At 56.9% G+C, this 15,762-nt stretch carries 14 protein-coding genes; 5 read left to right on the top strand and 9 right to left on the bottom strand.

Going from position 1 to position 15,762, the window contains the following annotated elements:
• Positions 1-34: 34 nt before the first annotated feature.
• The gene (cysC, locus tag PMI30_RS12985; RefSeq protein ID WP_008010542.1) at positions 35-1,861 is read right to left on the bottom strand and encodes an adenylyl-sulfate kinase; all 1,827 of its coding nucleotides are present in this window, start codon (positions 1,859-1,861) and stop codon (positions 35-37) included.
• 259 nt (positions 1,862-2,120) lie between these two features.
• Here cysC and PMI30_RS31305 point away from each other — a divergent pair, with 259 nt between their 5' ends.
• Positions 2,121-2,474, top strand: a complete 354-nt coding sequence (locus PMI30_RS31305) for a hypothetical protein (RefSeq protein WP_008010541.1) — start codon at positions 2,121-2,123, stop codon at positions 2,472-2,474.
• Positions 2,475-2,706: 232 nt separating this feature from the next.
• Here the strand turns inward: PMI30_RS31305 and PMI30_RS12990 are convergent, their stop codons facing one another.
• From PMI30_RS12990 to PMI30_RS13005, 4 genes are all read right to left on the bottom strand, one after another.
• Positions 2,707-3,411 (bottom strand): hypothetical protein, encoded by a 705-nt coding sequence (locus PMI30_RS12990; RefSeq protein ID WP_007896422.1) that lies wholly within the window; start codon positions 3,409-3,411, stop codon positions 2,707-2,709.
• Between the two features lie 136 nt (positions 3,412-3,547).
• Positions 3,548-4,063 carry a hypothetical protein gene (locus PMI30_RS12995; RefSeq protein ID WP_008010538.1) on the bottom strand — a complete coding sequence of 172 codons (516 nt, stop codon included), beginning with the start codon at positions 4,061-4,063 and terminating at the stop codon, positions 3,548-3,550.
• Between the two features lie 67 nt (positions 4,064-4,130).
• Complete coding sequence (locus PMI30_RS13000) at positions 4,131-5,654, bottom strand: sensor histidine kinase (protein ID WP_008010536.1); 1,524 nt, start codon at positions 5,652-5,654, stop codon at positions 4,131-4,133.
• Complete coding sequence (locus PMI30_RS13005) at positions 5,651-6,367, bottom strand: response regulator transcription factor (protein WP_008010534.1); 717 nt, start codon at positions 6,365-6,367, stop codon at positions 5,651-5,653. Before PMI30_RS13005 ends, PMI30_RS13000 begins: the two co-directional genes overlap by 4 nt.
• A gap of 153 nt (positions 6,368-6,520) precedes the next feature.
• On the opposite strand from PMI30_RS13005, the gene msrB reads away from it, so the two are divergent.
• The 3 genes from msrB to msrA are packed head-to-tail and all read left to right on the top strand — an operon-like array spanning position 6,521 to position 9,617.
• A complete protein-coding gene (gene msrB / locus PMI30_RS13010) occupies positions 6,521-7,036 on the top strand; it encodes a peptide-methionine (R)-S-oxide reductase MsrB (RefSeq protein ID WP_008010532.1) in 516 nt (171 codons plus the stop codon).
• A gap of 43 nt (positions 7,037-7,079) precedes the next feature.
• Positions 7,080-8,867 carry a cytochrome c biogenesis protein DipZ gene (locus tag PMI30_RS13015; protein WP_008010530.1) on the top strand — a complete coding sequence of 596 codons (1,788 nt, stop codon included), beginning with the start codon at positions 7,080-7,082 and terminating at the stop codon, positions 8,865-8,867.
• 42 nt (positions 8,868-8,909) lie between these two features.
• Entirely contained in the window at positions 8,910-9,617 is a 708-nt protein-coding gene (gene msrA, locus PMI30_RS13020) for a peptide-methionine (S)-S-oxide reductase MsrA (protein ID WP_008010527.1), read from the top strand.
• 6 nt (positions 9,618-9,623) lie between these two features.
• Here the strand turns inward: msrA and PMI30_RS13025 are convergent, their stop codons facing one another.
• On the bottom strand, positions 9,624-10,637 hold the full coding sequence (locus PMI30_RS13025; protein WP_008010526.1) for a sensor domain-containing diguanylate cyclase: 1,014 nt from the start codon (positions 10,635-10,637) through the stop codon (positions 9,624-9,626).
• A gap of 75 nt (positions 10,638-10,712) precedes the next feature.
• Positions 10,713-11,618 (bottom strand): LysR family transcriptional regulator, encoded by a 906-nt coding sequence (locus PMI30_RS13030; protein WP_008010525.1) that lies wholly within the window; start codon positions 11,616-11,618, stop codon positions 10,713-10,715.
• A 102-nt stretch (positions 11,619-11,720) separates the two neighbouring features.
• Between PMI30_RS13030 and PMI30_RS13035 the strand changes: the two genes are divergently transcribed.
• On the top strand, positions 11,721-12,896 hold the full coding sequence (locus tag PMI30_RS13035; protein ID WP_008010524.1) for an aspartate aminotransferase family protein: 1,176 nt from the start codon (positions 11,721-11,723) through the stop codon (positions 12,894-12,896).
• 65 nt (positions 12,897-12,961) lie between these two features.
• Here PMI30_RS13035 and PMI30_RS13040 read toward each other — a convergent pair whose 3' ends face one another.
• Together PMI30_RS13040 and PMI30_RS13045 are read right to left on the bottom strand one after the other, a co-directional pair.
• Positions 12,962-13,489 carry a hypothetical protein gene (locus PMI30_RS13040; protein ID WP_008010523.1) on the bottom strand — a complete coding sequence of 176 codons (528 nt, stop codon included), beginning with the start codon at positions 13,487-13,489 and terminating at the stop codon, positions 12,962-12,964.
• Positions 13,490-13,505: 16 nt separating this feature from the next.
• Complete coding sequence (locus PMI30_RS13045) at positions 13,506-15,443, bottom strand: alkaline phosphatase D family protein (RefSeq protein ID WP_008010522.1); 1,938 nt, start codon at positions 15,441-15,443, stop codon at positions 13,506-13,508.
• Positions 15,444-15,762 lie beyond the last annotated feature (319 nt).

Genomic DNA, 15,762 nt, shown 5'->3' with positions numbered 1-15,762 from the left:
CAATATTTTAAAAGACACTGGCTAACCTACTTTTTCAACTTCTGCTGGTGGGAAATAGTTGGCCTAGTATTTTTTCAATTCCGGCATCTACGCTATTCTCTGTGGTGTCGATGTCTATATCTGCCGCCAAGGGGGGTTCGTATATGCTGCCCACTCCAGTTAGGTTTGGTAATTGGCCTGCTCGGGCTTTCTTATACAGCCCTTTTACGTCGCGCGCCTCGCAAACCTCTAAGGAAGTGCTAACAAATACTTCTATAAAGCTTTCCTCTCCTATCAATTCCCGGGCCATTTTTCGCTCCTGTGCAAATGGCGATATGAAGGCGGTCATTACTATTAATCCTGCGTCCAACATTAACTTTGCTACTTCTGATATTCGACGGATATTTTCTACTCTGTCGGCATCGGTGAAACCCAAATCCTTGTTAAGCCCGTGACGAATATTATCGCCGTCGAGTAGATAGGTATGATAACCCAAGCGATTTAGGGCTACTTCCAGTGCATTCGCCAAGGTCGACTTACCCGATCCTGACAGGCCGGTGAACCAAATAACTTTACCTGTATGGCCGTTTAGCTTTGACCTGTCTTGTGAAGTAACAGTAAGGGCTTGCGCGTGAACGTTGTCAGCGCGCCTTAAGCTATGTTTGAACATGCCGACGGCGAGTGGTCTTTGGGTTAGATGCTCCTTGAGAACGAATCTTCCGAGGGTCTTGTTGTTTTCATAAGCATCGGCTACGAGAGATTGAGTTGTTGCCAGCGTGCAGGCAACAACGTCGCCATATTCTATTTTGGTTTCAGCTTCATGGGCCAAGGTGTCGAGGTTGATTCGATATTTCAGGTTTGTTATTGATACCTTGCAAACTTGATTTGCTAATTTTATCTCATAAGATCGTCCGATCAATCCTGGCTCTTTGCTCAACCAGACAATTGTTGCCTGGAATTGGTCCGTCGATTCCAAAGGATATTGAGCCAGGCTAATAATATCGTCAGTTTTGATTTTTATGTCGGTATCCAGAGTAAGGACTAGAGACGCGTTTTTGTTAGCTTGAAATGCATCATCCTGCGGGCTGCTCAATCCGGTAACAATGGCTTTGCAGCCGGAACGTGTCACTCGGATCTCGTCACCTATTTTTAAGGTGCCTGAGGCTAAGTAGCCGTTGTGCTGTTTCGACCCGGCTGATGCTTGGGTTGATTGTTGAATAATGAAAACGGTTTTTTCATCCGCCGTGGATGGCAAGTTTATGTTTCCAAACCACGTCAAGAGATCGTTGCTGGAAAGGGCTGCGTTGCCAGGTATTGTAGTCTCATCGGATAACCGTAGAGTTTGAACGGATTTGAATTCCAACGGCTTTGCTATGCGAAGAAGCTCTATTTTTTTTGCGTCGTAGAGGCCTTCAGGAGAAGCCAATAGGGGGCTATAAATAACTAGAAGCAGATGTTTGATACCTAGGATCGAAAGTGAATTTAACTGTCGGTTCAACAACCCGACTGGGCCATTGTCATCGACGATGACAATGGCCCAGTCGGCATTGGTTGCTTCGATGAGCAATTCATTGATCGGTAATGAGGAGGCCGTACGTTCGCTGAAGACAAAGCTACCACGGGCTGTTCGTAGTAGGCGTTTTGGCAGGACGCTGAAGGGAACGCTCTCGGCATAGCCCAAGTGGTCATCTGTCCAACTCTTTGAGCTCAAGTGAGATGTCTCAGGAAGGTTGTCTAGCAGGCGCTCAGCGTTTGTAGAGGAAAAATTGTTTATAAAAATCCGGATTGGAGTGTGCTCAGGAGACTGCAGCGGTTCTGTTGTAGTGGAGGTCTCTGGGTAGAGTGGAGTCAGGCAAGACTTCGGTGCGTCTTCTGAGAACATTTCTAAATTCCTTATTGAATATTAACTGACCCAGCGGTGCGGTAACGGCCTAAGGTTCACGTTTATCTAGGCCTACACGCAGTTCGAGATAACCCGGTTTCAGGCGTGGGTCTCGTGACCCTGAAGCAATTTCCAAAGAGAAGGCATTGAAAACGTCTCAGGTAGTGATGTTTGGTCGAACTCGGGCTAAACATGTCATTTTATCTGGGGAATGGCAAAAGTTCAGATAAAGAGGCTTTTCAGGAGAGGCGAACTGTTATTGTTGAGTAATCGTATAGTCGGCGAAAGCCATCTGCTGCTGAAGGGCTGTGATGATACTTTTCCGGGTAGCGGACTGTTCGGCACCTTCGTTTCCCATGAAGGTTTCGGTCTCCAGTTCAGCCTGATCGCTTTCACCGACGAACGCGAGCAACGTTTGATACAGGAAAAACACTGTTCATATTCAGGGCGCCTGTGCAGCGGCGTCAAGGAACCATGCCTGAGTGATGATTTTGAACGGTTGTGCAGTCAGGTTCATGTTTGGGGTGATAGCGACGCTCGATACGACGTGATCCTTCGCCCGCCCACAGAACCGACCGACCGTGAACCCCAAAGTCATTTAGTAAGTCACTGAGAGAGATCGTCGAATGGCACCGTGTCGCCGGGTTGGTAAATCGAAAGCCTACATAGTGTTGGCGCTGATGATAATAAAGAAGCAGTGCTGCAGCTGACCCATTAAACGCGGTCTTGCACCCATCGGCGTTGTAAATAAGCAGGCCAATTTGCAGGGCTGGAATCACGGGCAACGAGAAGCCCCCGTCTGAAAGTCAGTGAGGGGCTTTTTAGTCAACAGCGAGTGGGGCGTGTTACTGAGCAGCGATGCTGTAGCCGTCGAACGCGGTTTGCTGCTGAAGCGCGGTGATGATGTTCTTGCGGTTGACCGCTTGTTCAGCCCCGGCATTGTCCAGGAACGTCTCGCTTTCCAGTTCCGCTTCTTCGCCTTCGCCGACGAAAGTGAAGCCCAGGAATTCCAGCGCTTCACGGTCAACGTTCAGGCGCGAGCGCGGGGTGCGCAGGGGCAGGGTGACGCTGATGCCGTCCTTGCTGATGGTGAACACTTCGACGTCTTTCTTGGCGCGAGCCGCTTTGCTTTTGCCGCTGCTCGGGTTGCTGATGGCCTGGTGAGTCTGATTCAGTACCTTCAACGCCAGGCCATAAACGATTTCCTGGAACGCCGGGTCGTCCTTGAAGCTGGACAGAATGCGGCTGATCGGGAATTTGCTGCTCAGGTCTTCCAGGGCGGCAATGTCGGCCGCCTCGGCGTCTTTCAATTGCTTGAGTTCGCCCATCAATTCATAGGCTTTATCGTCGTCGAAGCTGTCATGAGCCTGGCGAATCGCGGCGCGCAGCTCGCGGATCTGGTCGCTTTCCCGGGTGGATTGAAAAGCATCCAGAACCATCTCGCTGATGGTCTTGGCCTGTGGCACGTGTTGTGAAAGATTGATGGAGTTTTCGTATTCCGCTTTGGACGACAAGGTGACTACGGATTCAGCGGTATTGGAATCGGACATTGAAATTTCACTACTTCTTTTAACTTGGATTGAGGCGAGAAAGCACGAGGCCTTTTCAGGCCGCCTAATCTATTGGACCGAGGCTGCGTTGTCACGGAGGAACAGGCGGCTGGTCAGCATTTTTGGCGAGGGGCTTTTAACCGGCAGCCATTTTGGGACGTTGCGCCTGAAGCTCCAGCAACAGTCGATAAAGTTTCAGCGACCGTCCGCAGATCAATCCATAGACAAACCCCGACGCCGAAGCCTTGAGCAGCAACACCTCAAGCGTAGCGGCCTGTTCTGGATGCACGTCGTCCTGATAGCCGAAGTAAAAATTTACGGCAAAAAACAGCTGGTAGAGCACCAGCGTCTTCCAACTGCCAGGCACGATCAACCCGGTTTCCGGATCATCCAGCTCCACGCCCTTGCGTGAAAAAAACACCAGCGCCGCTAGGCTGCCCAGCAGAAACGTGACCAACCAGCAACCCACCGAGAGCTGAGGGTTCAGCGTGAGGTTCAATGAAAACAGGGACCATGCCAGCAAGGCCGGCGGAGTGACAAGCAATGCGGCTTTGCGTTCATGGGTCGGATAAAGCGCTTTGACCCCGAAGTAACACAACACCAAAAAAATCACGTAAACCCACAGCGGGATGTTTTGCAGGGTGATGAGCATTGCGCAGCGTTCCTTGCCGAAAAATGAGGACCGGGATAGTAGCCGTTGCTATGGCCAAAGCTGTCGACTATTTCCTCATTGCGTTCGGATTCGTCGACCGAACGGCCCATTGCTCGGCGGTCTGCTCATCCACCGGTAACGAGAAGCGAAAGGTCGCGCCGCGTCCGGGAATATCTATCAGATGGATCTCTCGACCATGCAATTGCAGGATCCGGTGCACGATCCGCAGCCCCAATCCGCCATCGCGCCGTGCGCCGCCAATGTTGAACGGGCGCAGGAATAGACCTTCGCGCAGTTCGGGAGCGATTCCCGGGCCGGTATCGCTGACGGTGACTTCGATAAAAGACCCTTGAGGGCGGAGGCTGAGTTCGATTTCTCCACCTTGGGGCGTATGGCGCAGCGCATTGTCGAACAGGTTGGTCAGCACCCGCTCGATCAACCCAAGATCTGCGCAGGCCGCCGAGACGTTGGGGGCGAAGGTGGCCTTGAGTTCGATCTGGCGCGCTTCGGCGCTGAGTTCGAATTTCTGAAAGATGTCCTGCACCAGATCGGTCAGGGAGAAGCGCTCCAGCACCGGTTGCACGAAACCATGCTCCAGCCGCACCAGTTCCAGTAGCGATTGCGCCAGGCCGCCGACCTTGCGGCTTTGATCCAGGGCGATCCCCAGATAACGACGGCGATCGGCGGGGGACAATGTGGCGTCCTTGAGCGACAGGGTCTCCAGATAACCATGCAGTGAGGCCAGCGGTGTGCGCAGGTCGTGGGAAATGTTCGCCACCAGTTCGCGACGCTCCTGATCCTGACGGGTCAGCGAGCGCCATTGTTCGCCGAGGCGCGCTTGCATCTGCCGGAAGGCGGCGTCGAGGATGGCAATTTCATCGTGGCTAGCGGCTTTTTCTACCGGTTCAGGCTCTGGTTCGGGCGAGGCGGACGGAACACCGTTGATGTCGAACTGACTGACTTTTTCGGTCAGGTGGCGCAATGGCCGGGTGATCAGGCCAAATGCCGTGAGGCCGGCAATCAGGCACAGCAACGCGACCAGTCCAATGGACAACAACGCTGTATTGAGCGCTGCGCTGGTTGCGCCGCGTTCGGCGAAGCGGTCATGCTCTTCGCTGAGCAACACCACATAGAGATAACCGGCCGGTTGACCGTTGACCCGCAATGGCGCGGCGCTGAACACCTTGCTGCCATCGACGCTGCGCGGATCGTCGCCGAGAATCGGCAGGGCCTCGCCTTTGAGCAAACGCTGGATCGGCGCCAGATCGACCCGTTCTCGGCGAATCCGACCTTCGGGTGCGGCGCTGCCGACAATTCGGCCTCCGGTGTCCAGCAGATAGACCTCGACACTGGGGTTGACCAGCATCAACTGGCTGAACAATTCGCGCACGGCATTGGGCATCGGGCCATTGCGGTCCATCAGCACGGTGTCGTGGGCGATGTGTTGCGCCAGATCCCGCGACAAGCCTTGCACCACTTCCAGTTCATGCATCTGATTGGAGCGCACCTGCATCCATGCCGAGGTACCGCAGCACACCAGCAACAGCACGGCGAACACCAGGGCCAGGCGTTGAGTCAGGGTCAGCCTCATGGCCGCTCTCCGCTCGTCGCGAATTTATAACCACGACCCCACACTGTGAGGATGCGCGCCGGTTGCGCCGGATCGGCCTCGATCTTGGCCCGCAGGCGGTTGATGTGGGTGTTGACCGTGTGCTCGTAGCCTTCATGGCTGTAGCCCCACACCGCGTTGAGCAGGTCCATGCGCGAGAAGACCTTTCCGGGCTGGCGGACGAAGAAGTACAGCAGGTCGAATTCCCGTGGCGTGAGGTCAAGCCGCCGGCCGTCGAGGGAGACTTCACGGGTGATCGGGTCGATGGACAGGCCATCGCTGATCAGGCTGCCGGCATCCATTTTCAGGTTGCGGGCCATGGCGTCGACCCGTCGCAGCAATGCCTTGACCCGCGCCACCAGTTCGAGCATGGAAAAGGGTTTGGCCAGGTAATCGTCGGCACCGAGTTCCAGTCCCAGAATCCGATGCATTTCACTGGAGCGCGCACTGGTGATGATAATCGGTGTGTAGCGGGCCATGGCCCGGGCGCGGCGACAGATTTCCAGGCCGTCGACGCCGGGTAGCATCAGGTCGAGGATCAGTGCGTCCCAGCTTCCTTGCTGCAGCAGTCGCATGCCCTCATCGCCGTCGGCGCAGTGCACCACCTCGAACTGCTCATCGCGCAGATGCAGGCAGATGAGGTCGGCGATATGCAGGTCGTCCTCGACCACCAGGACGCGTTTGGTCTGTTCCATGGAGCTCAATCCTTTGTGACGCAATGAACACATTGTGCGGGTTTTCCTGAGGTTGAGTTATCACGAATTATTTAACTCCTCGTGAGGATTTGGCGATCAACTCAAGCCTAGGCTGTGTTCCATGCAAGGCATCTGGAGTTTTGGAGAAGGCCCATGTTTTCACGGCGACAGTTTCTTGTAGCGAGCGGCGGGCTGGGGGCTGCAGCCCTGGTGGTCGGTGTATTGCCAAAATTTTCCGCAAGCGTCGCGCTGATCGATGAGGCCCGCGCGGCAGAGGTTTTCGAGGTGACCCACAGCGATAGCGAATGGCACGCCAAGCTCAGCGCCGAGCAGTACGAGATCCTGCGTGAAGAGGGCACCGAGCGGGCCTATAGCAGCCCGCTGAACAACGAGCATCGGGAGGGCATTTTTGCCTGCGCCGGTTGTGATCTGCCGTTGTTTTCTTCCGACACCAAGTTCGACAGCCGCACTGGATGGCCGAGCTTCTGGGCGCCACTGGACAACGCGGTGGCCACCCGTCGGGACCGCTCCTTCGGCGTGCTGCGCGAAGAGGTTCATTGCCGTCGTTGTGGCGGTCACTTGGGTCATGTTTTCGAAGACGGGCCAAAGCCCACTGGTCTGCGTTACTGCATGAACGGTCTGGCACTGACCTTCAAACCGCAGGCGTAATCCATGGGCACTTCCTTTCACTCACTTCATGCAGGTCGACGTTATGTGGCTTCTGGTCCTCGCTTATCTCGGTGGTGTGCTGACGATCGTCAGCCCGTGCATTCTGCCGGTATTGCCCTTTGTCTTCGCTCGCACCGGGCAGCCGTTTATGAAGAGTGGCTTGCCGCTGCTGGCGGGGATGGCGCTGACCTTCGCGCTCGTCGCCTCGTTGGCGGCGGTGGGCGGCGGTTGGGTGGTGCAAGTCAATCAGTACGGTCGCTGGCTCGCGTTGCTGTTCGTTGCACTGTTCGGGCTGACGCTGTTGCTGCCCCGGCTGGCCGAGCGCCTGACGCGCCCGCTGGTGGCGGCGGGAGGTCGGCTGTCGGAGGCCGCGGGCGCCGATACCCGGCCGCGGCCCGGTGCGTCGTTGCTGATCGGCGTCGCCACGGGACTGCTCTGGGCACCCTGCGCCGGGCCGATTCTGGGCCTGCTGTTGACTGGCGCGGCGCTGCAAGGGGCAAATGTCGCCACCACCCTGTTGCTGCTGGCTTACGCGGCCGGCGCCGCCACCTCTCTCGCCGCGGCACTGCTGCTGGGCGGTAAAGTCTTCGCCGCGATGAAGCGTTCGATAGGTGCAGGCGAGTGGCTGCGTCGAGGTTTGGGAGTCGCGATGCTGGCTGGTGTGGTGGCGATCGCTTTGGGGTTGGATACAGGGATTTTGGCGCGGGTCTCGACAGCCTCCACCGGCGGCATCGAACAGGCGTTGGTAAGTCGACTGGCTGGTAAGTTGCCTACCGACAGTGGGGCGATGATGTCGCAGATTCCACGGAGTGGCGATCAACCCGCCGGCAGCATGAAAATGACCGCCAAGATACCGGGCGAACTGCCGATGGAAGGCAACCTTCCATCGCTGGACGGCGCTGTGCAATGGCTCAATTCACCTCCTCTCACCGCCCAGTCCTTGAAGGGCAAGGTTGTGCTGGTGGATTTCTGGACTTACTCCTGCATCAACTGCCTGCGCACCCTGCCGTACGTAAGGGCCTGGGCCGAGAAGTATCGTGATCAGGGCTTGGTGGTGATCGGCGTCCATACGCCCGAGTTTGCCTTCGAACGTGATGCAGGCAACGTCACCAAGGCCATGAAAGACCTGGGCATCACTTATCCGGTGGCAATCGATAACGACTATAAGGTCTGGCGTGCTTTCAACAACCAATACTGGCCAGCCCACTATTTTGCCGATGCTCAAGGGCGCATTCGTTATCACCACTTTGGTGAAGGCAACTATGCCGAATCGGAGCGAGTGATTCAGCAACTGCTGCGTGAGGCGGGCGCCGCGAAGGTCGCGGACGGGCTGATAAATGCTCGTGCCGAGGGTGTCCAGCTCGCGCCGGACATGAGTGAAGTGCAATCGCCGGAAACCTATGTCGGCTACCGACGGGCGGAGCATTTCGTTGCTGAAACCGATCTGGCGCCAGACAAGGTGGCGGCCTATAGCCCGCCGTCACAATTGGCCCTCAATAACTGGAGCCTGGAGGGTCAATGGACTGTCGGTCCGGAGCGGGCTATTTCAAACGCACCGGCCAGTCGTATCGTCTACCGCTTCCACGCTCGCGATCTGCATCTGGTATTGGGCCCCGGCGCTGACGGCAAACCGGTGCGTTTCAAAGTGTTGATTGACGGCAAGCCCCCAGGTGATGCCCACGGTGTCGACGTGGCGCCTGATGGCAGCGGCAGCGTCACCGAGCAGCGTTTGTATCAACTGGTTCGCCAGACCGCAGGCGTAACGGACCGGACATTCAGCATTGAGTTTCTCGATCCGGGTGTGTCGGCGTATGCATTTACCTTTGGTTGATAGCCGTTTGGTTGATAGCTCCATTCACTGAGGAGACAGCCCATGAAAACCCTATTTAACTGGCGTCGCACCTTGCTGGGTCTGGCCGCCGCCAGTGTTATCGGTCAGTGCTCCGCGTTCTCTTTCGGGGCCGCCGAAGACGCGGTCATTATCCCGCCGCCAACGCTTGACGAGACCTCCCAGGCACACAGCGAAACGGCGGTCTTTGCGGGCGGTTGCTTCTGGGGCGTCCAAGGGGTATTTCAACACGTCAAAGGAGTGAAGAATGCCGTTTCCGGTTACGCTGGCGGCGCCGCTGACACCGCTCAGTACGAGCGGGTCAGCAATGGCGATACCGGTCATGCGGAGGCCGTAGAAGTCACCTTCGATCCGGCTCAAGTCAGCTATGGCAGTTTGTTGCAGATCTATTTCTCGGTGGCTCACAACCCCACTGAACTCAACCGCCAGGGTCCGGACAGCGGCACCCAGTATCGATCGGCCCTTTTCCTGAAAAGCGCTGAACAGCAACGCGTCGCCCAGGCCTATATCGCGCAACTCGACGCCGCCCATTCGTTCAATAAACCCATCGTCACCAAACTGGAAACCTACAACGGCTTTTACCCGGCGGAGGAGGAGCATCAGGACTTCCTCACGGAGCACCCGACGTACCCTTACATCGTGATCAATGACCTGCCGAAGGTGGCGCAGTTGAAGCAGCTGTATCCGGATCGATATCAGGAGAAGCCGGTATTGGTTAAAGCAGGCATGTAGGCAAGCTCACCCCGAAATCACATTCTTGCCCGCAATCTTCGACCGATACAGCGCCTGATCGGCCCGGGCCAGCAGTCCGGTCTGTTGCTCTTCCTCAAAGCGTTGCACCACACCAAAACTCATGGTGACTTGATAGTCCCCAACCGGCAGCAAGCTCGACAGGCTGTGACGGATTTCTTCAGCGAGTGCCCTGGCGTCGGCCAACAAGGTATTGGGCAGGATCATGATGAATTCGTCACCGCCCCACCGTGCCAACAGATCGCCTTCGCGCACGCAGTGCTTCACACTCTCGATCACCTGCACCAACGCCGCATCACCCAGGGCGTGGCCGTAGTGATCGTTGATGTTTTTGAAGTCATCGATGTCCATCGCGATCAGCGACAGGGGTTGGCGAAATCGTTGGGCGCGGTCGCATTCCTGGGGCAGGGCTTTTTCCAGTCGATAGCGATTGGCGATGGAAGTCAGCACATCGGTTTCCGCCAGTTTGCGATTCTCTTCGAGTTGAATCTGCAACTGCTGATTGACCCGAGACAACTCACGGGTACGTTCTTCGACGATGGCTTCGAGGGATTGATTGCGCCGTTCCATTTCTTCGAACAGGCGTTTCTTGTCTTCGATACTGCGGTGCGCGCCGACCATTCGTGCCACCGAGCCGTCGGCATTACGTGCCAGTACGTAGCCACGATCTTCGATCCAGGTGTAAGTGCCATCGCGCTTGCGGCAGCGATACTCGGCCTGATAACCGGGAGCGCGCTGATCCAGGTAGTCATCAAACAGCGCCATGACCTGTGAATAATCGTCGGGATGGATCACGTTTTCCCAGGTCAGCACGTTGTTATCCAGGGAATGAGGCGGATAGCCGAGCATCTCGTACCACCCGGGGTTGCGATAGACGAACCCGGTGTTGGCGTTCCAGTCCCAGATGCCATCGCTGACCAGTTCCAGAATGGTGTGCAGCATGTCTTCGTTAAAATCTGACAGATTGAACTTCAACGGCTCGATATTCGATGCCTCACCCATCATCGGTCTCCCTGCCGAACTGATATCAACGTGACTCGCCAGTCGGGGAGATTAGTTCATGGGGTATTGCCTCGGCTAGTGCTTGCCCCACCTCTGCAGCGCAAAGTCGACGAAGCTGCGCAATTTCGGCAAACGGTAGCGGTCCTGAGCGTACACCAGGTTCATCGGTCGACTCGGCAGTTGGTAGTCCTGCATCAAGGCCACCAGTTTTCCGTCGTGAAGGTCCTGTTCTACCAACGCATCGGGCACCATCACGATGCCCATCCCGGTTCGCGCCGCTTGATGCAGCCCCGCCGAGCTGTTGATCAGCATCGGTCCGCTGACCTCTACCATGACTTCGCCTTCGGGTCCCCTCAGGCGCCATTGTTTTGCTACCGAGTGCCAGTCATCTCCGGCCGGGTAGGCGAAGGCCAGGCAGTCATGGTGTTGCAGGTCGGTAGGTTTTTCCGGAGTGCCTCGGCGCGCCAGGTAGTCCTTCGAAGCGCACAGGGTCATCGTGTAGTCGATGAGCGGGCGGGCGATCATGTTGGACATCTCGGTAGTGCCCAAGCGAATAGCCACATCGAAACCGTTGTCGAGCAGATCCAGGCGTTGGTTGGTCAAAACGACGTCGAGTTTGACTTGCGGACAACGCAGGGCGAATTCGCTCAAGGCCGGCGCCAGCCGTTCGGTGCCAAAGGTCAGCGGCGCGGTGATGCGCAGGGTGCCGCTCGGCTCGTCGAGGGTCTGTTCGGCCAGGCGTTCGGAATCGGCCACCAGCCCCAATACCTCGAGACAACGTTGATAGTACGTCGTGCCGAATTCTGTCAGTCGCTGGCGTCGTGTCGTACGGTTGAGCAGGCGCACACCCAGGCGTTGCTCCAGGGCCCGAAGGTGATTGCCGACCATGGTCGTCGACATTTCGCACTGCAAAGCGGCGGCGGTCATGCTGCCGGCTTCCACCACTCTTACGTAAACGGTCATTGCCTGGAACAAATCCATTATCAAGCTCGGCTTTAAAATGATTGAAGTGTTGCAGTGTTTATCCAGCTCAGGTGGCTAACCATACTGCAAAAACACCGACTATTAATGGAGTTTGATGTCATGACCGCCGCCTGCCTGATGAGCACCTACCAACCCTTGGCCCTGAGTTTCAGCAAAGGCCTGGGCACGCGCTTGTGGGATCAGGCCGGTCGCGAATATCTGGACGCGGTGGCGGGTGTAGCGGTAACCAACGTCGGCCATTCCCATCCGCGAATTGTGTCGGCCATCAGCGAACAGGCTGGGCTGTTGTTGCATACATCCAATCTGTACAGCATCGACTGGCAACAGCGGTTGGCACAGAAACTGGTTCGGCTGTCGGGCATGGAGCGGGCGTTTTTCAGCAACTCCGGCGCCGAAGCCAATGAAACCGCGCTGAAACTCGCGCGGCTTTACGGCTGGCACAAAGGCATCGAGCAGCCGCTGGTGGTGGTCATGGAAAACGCCTTTCACGGCCGTACTCTTGGCACCTTGTCCGCCAGTGACGGCCCGGCGGTGCGCCTGGGGTTTAACGAATTGCCGGGGGACTTCATTAAAGTGCCATTCGGCGACCTCGCGGCGCTGGAGGTGGTGCATCAAGCCCACGGCCCGCGCATCGTGGCGATCCTGATGGAGCCGATTCAGGGCGAAAGCGGTGTGCAAATGGCTCCACCCGGTTATCTCAAGGCAGTACGCGAACTGTGCAACCGGCGCGCCTGGCTGCTGATGCTCGACGAAATCCAGACAGGCATCGGCCGCACCGGCCAGTGGTTTGCGTTCCAGCACGAAGGCATCATCCCGGACGTCATGAGTCTGGCCAAAGGCTTGGGCAACGGCATCCCTATTGGTGCCTGCCTGGCCCGGGGCAAAGCAGCCGACCTGTTCACCCCCGGCAGCCACGGCAGCACGTTCGGCGGTAATCCGCTGGCATGCCGAGTGGGGTGCACCGTGCTGGAGATCATTGAGGAACAAGGCCTGCTGGAAAACGCCAAACTGCAGGGTGAACGCTTGCTCGCCAGATTGCGTATCGAATTGGCCGATGACCCCAACGTCCTGGCGATTCGCGGCCAGGGTTTGATGATCGGCATCGAACTCAAACAACCGATTCGCGACCTGACCCTGATTGCAGCCCGCGATCATGGACTGCTGATCAACGTGACACGGGGCAAAACCATTCGCCTGCTGCCACCGCTGACGATTGATGAGCGGGAAGTGGAGATGATTGTCAGAGGAGTTGGTCGGGCGGTGAGCGCAGCCTGACTTCTATTGGATGTACGCATTCCCTCCTACAGAATCGGTGTCTGTGTCAGTGGAATCAGGAACGATCAGTCGGTTTGTTGCATCGTACTGACGAAAGCCGTGACTTCATCCCTATTCATCAGTTGAAGTTTCGAACCGCTAAACCCTTCGAACAAACTCTGATGCGCAGCAAATCCACTGGACCCTTCGCGAGTACGGTAGCTGCCGGCCCATTCCAGTAACGCTATCAGTAACTCGTCATGCTCATCGCGCTTTGCCTCTCGCTGGCGAATATGGCTGACGCAGTCTTCGTCCTCCAGACACAGCCAGATCAGCGCTGTCGCTTGCTCCACAAGTTCACTGATCATCCAGTCGTAAACACCCTCGATAACCCAGCGCTCTCCACTCGCCGCCACTCGCGCCATTCCCAGTGCTTCGGCGCGGGGACGAGCGATGCTGTGTTCATCGGATACCCAGTGAATCAGGTCGAGATCGGTCCAGGGCGCTTGCAAGTGCTCAGCCAGTTGTTTGGCCAGCCAACTCTTGCCCGAGCCGGAATTGCCGATGATCAGGGTTCGGGTGAGGTTCATGGTGTGCGGGTAATGATTGCTCATGGCAACTCGGGCAAAGTCAGTCAGCCGCTTCGGAAATTTCAGGCGCAATCATCCGCGTCTTCGGTGATCCATCCGCATTGAATTGATAAATATCCTGCGGCTGGCCTTTTTCATTGAAGAACACTTGGCCGATTCCTGCTGAGTTCCAAAGTCGCTCGCCGGCTTCGGCGTGTTCGGGGATGTGCGGAACAATGCGCATGCGCCGGCGCTTGGTCAGCCAGTTGAGGGGCGAGCGGGGCGAGTAAAGCCAGCGGTTGATACGGTCGAACCATTCGAGCAGGGCGGGCGGGAATTCGTTTTTGATCCCGCTGCTGGTGATCTGCCAGACTTGTGGGCCGGCCTTGCGGTGTCGGATCAATACTTCGTAGACGAAGGAATAGTGCACATCGCCGGACAGCACCACATAGTTACCGGGAGTTCGGGAGTGTCGGAAAATGTTCAGGATCACCTGGGCCGCGCCGCGATGGGCCATCCAGTTTTCGGCGTCCACCAGCAGCGGATAGCCGCACCAGCTAAACACCCGTTGCACGGTTTCGATTAGTTTGACGCCGAAAATCGGCGCGGGCGAAACGATGATCGCCGAGGGATGATCGAGTAATTCCTGTTGCAGCTCGCTGAGCGCTTCCCAGTCCAGCAGGCCCGACGGTTGCTTGAGGTTCATCTCGCTGCGCCAGCGCCGTGTGCGGGTGTCGAGCACCACCAGCGCCGGGCGGGTGGGCAGCACGTAATGCCACTTCTGAAAGCTCAGCAACTCATCGATCAAGCCATTCTGGACGTCGCTGTCGAGGTAATGGTCTTGCCCCGTGGCACTCAATAAACGGGTTTTTTCCAGCATGCTGCCAAATGCGTCCGGGTTGTTGCCCCAACCCTGACACAACATGTAAGCGAGCAGTGCGTTACCGATGATGCGCTTGGAGAACGGATGGCCGTAGGCCGTTTCCTCCCATTGCGCGGAAAGATTCCAGTCATCGGTAATATCGTGATCGTCGAAAATCATCAGGCATGGCAGATGCGCCATCGCTCGCCCCACACCACCCAACCCCGCCTTGAACGCATCGATGCGTGTCTGCTCCAGGACATAGCGCTTGCGTCGGTCGGGCGTCAGTGCCGGTGGTTGCGGCGCGATCAGTGTCCAGGACGTTGGCGACCATACTAATAGGTACATGGCCATGACCTCGGCGAAGGTCACCAGATGGTTGTCGGCGCTGCTACTGGTAAAAATCGGCTTACGCGCTCCACCGAAAAATCGTTCGCGCAGGGTTTCGTTGCTCTCAAGCGCCGGTAACAAATCTGCACGATGGTAGTAACTGGCCGGGTGCTCGTAGAGTTTGGCGCTATCGCTGACCACTGCACCGTCGAGGTGTTCGCCGAACAGCCCCAGACGCTCGATCAAGGCATGAATTGCCCGCAACATCGGCCCCGCGACATCATCCGCATACACTTGATCGCCGCTCATCATTAATAGTGCGGGGCGCTTGCAAGCATCTGGTTCGGACTCCAGCAACCGATCGACGCACAGCAAACCATCGGCAGCCGGATGGTGAGGTTTACGGCAGGAGCCATGCAACAACTGATCGATGCGCGAGCGCAGCACGAAATTCGGGCAACGTGCTTCGCTGTACAACAGATGCGGTGCCCACTCGGCAATGCCTGACGGCGCGCCATCAGCTTCGGTGATCAGCAGGTCGTACTCGATCAACGTGTCGCAGGGCAGGGCGGCATCCAGTGGCACGTCTATCAAATGAATGAAGGCATGAGTACCGACCGGGATGATCGTGCATTGCCCTGCGTCGAGACGGATGTCTATTCCTTGCAAGCGTAACGTCAGCGTCAGCGTGCGTGACCCCACCAGCCACAGCACTAGCCGCGTGGGTTCCAGGCGCCGTAATAGCGGGCCGACGAGGACCGGTGGCAATGGGGATTGATTGGCAGGCAATGGCAAGGATACGGGCATCCGGGGTCAAGACTCTTGGTGTAGAGAGGCGTGCGATGATAGCGCAGCCGGTGGCGAGGGTTGTCTGATAGCCAATGGCTTATGCCCGAATCTGTAATGGATGATCGCTTCGCACAATACATCTGCCAAAGGAGTTGTGACGGACGCATGCTGGGTTCACCCTGCCCAGAGCTGGTGTGTCGATGAGTAAAGCAAGGACTGCTTATAGAAGCAGAAATCAGTACCCGTCTTGAGGCCCTTTGATAAGGGGGAAAATAATCGCAGCAGGTGGTTGACCACGAAATAAAATGCTGTACTATTCGCCTCCCGCTAACGAGAG

The organism is Pseudomonas sp. GM50 (genome assembly GCF_000282375.1).
Lineage (GTDB): Bacteria > Pseudomonadota > Gammaproteobacteria > Pseudomonadales > Pseudomonadaceae > Aquipseudomonas.
Note: the sequence above shows the minus strand (reverse complement) of the source record. Positions and strands in the feature narration are given on the sequence as shown.